1 pseudogene is annotated in these 639 nt (G+C 53.2%); it reads left to right on the top strand.

The window, feature by feature from the left end:
• Positions 1-154 precede the first annotated feature (154 nt).
• Positions 155-519, top strand: a pseudogene (locus EQY_RS26900) (DUF4238 domain-containing protein); the annotation flags it as partial.
• Between the last annotated feature and the right edge of the window lie 120 nt (positions 520-639).

Raw genomic sequence — 639 nt, 5'->3', positions numbered from 1 at the left:
CGACATAGCGGGGAAGTTTGCTTCTTTGAGGGGCAGGTTTTCGTTTACGGGGTTTAGCTGAACGGGCCATATAACCACCTGAAAGACAATGATATTGCCTGTTTTTATAACGGTAATTGCAGACCATGACAAGCCGCAGCCGTCAGGCTGCCTACTCGGTCTAGCCGTTCGCGGGATACAGATTTACCTCCCCTGTCATCGACGCTGATGCTGGCCATGTATTGCCCCTCCATCCGTGAACAGATGATTCGTCAAAAGCAGTATCTTCACAATCTGCTTGCCAGAGCGCCGCATCTTATCCCCCGTCACATTCGGCCTTTTGAAAGACTGGAACATATCCGGAGGTATACGGACTATCTTCTCATGCCGCTTACCCCAGATCATGTCACGCATTACAACGCCCTGCAGGTGGAGTTCGCGGAGCAGTACATGTTCTGCGGTGAAAAGGATTTCTCTCTGGTTGAGAGAATGCTGGCCGATAGTGGACGCTACCGGACAGGCCCGCGGTTTACGTTTTAGTTCCAATTCCGGCCTCACCTGTGCCGGAAAATGACGGCGGGAGTCCCTGTTGTACAGAGGAGTTTTGCCGTGTTGCACCCACGCGAAAGCGGCAGTGGCCACAGGGACCACCGCCGTAAA

The organism is Escherichia sp. TW14182 (assembly GCF_000208525.1).
In the GTDB taxonomy this organism is placed as follows: domain Bacteria; phylum Pseudomonadota; class Gammaproteobacteria; order Enterobacterales; family Enterobacteriaceae; genus Escherichia; species Escherichia ruysiae.
This window is presented reverse-complemented; position numbering and strand designations above follow the sequence as displayed.